Raw genomic sequence first — 466 nt, forward strand, 5'->3', positions numbered from 1 at the left:
GCGGAGCGCGACGCGCAGCCGCGTGGTGCTCGGCGCCGACAATGAGGACAGCCGACGCACCGCCGAGTCCTCGGGCAGGTCCTCCGGCCGGTACGTCACGATGACGCTGATCCGCCGGGTGCGGCGGGCACAGAGGAACAGCAGGAACTCCAGGGTGGCCTCATCCGCGCAGTGCGCGTCCTCCACGGCCAGCACCGCGACGCCGGTCCGGTCCAGCAGTTCGCACAGCGCGCCGAACAGCCGGTGCCGCACCGCCGTCGCGTCCTCAACCGGCTCGGGCGCCGCGGGCAACTCGGCGGCCCATTCGGGGAACAACGGCCGCAGCGCCCCGGCCAGCGGGCTCAGCCCCAGACCGGCGACCTTGTCAGTGCTCTGACGGATTGCGTCCACCAACGCGCCAAGGGTGTGCGGCCGCCGGAACGGCGGACAAACCGCGACCAGTGTGCGCGACGACGCCCCGCCGGTC

Annotated in this window: 1 pseudogene; it reads right to left on the reverse strand. The window is 73.6% G+C overall.

Features of this window, described 5'->3' with window-relative positions:
- Positions 1-393: pseudogene (locus GWK61_RS55230) on the reverse strand (LuxR family transcriptional regulator); the annotation flags it as partial.
- Positions 394-466 lie beyond the last annotated feature (73 nt).

The sequence above is a fragment of the Catenulispora rubra genome, assembly GCF_015356825.1.
In the GTDB taxonomy this organism is placed as follows: domain Bacteria; phylum Actinomycetota; class Actinomycetes; order Streptomycetales; family Catenulisporaceae; genus Catenulispora; species Catenulispora rubra.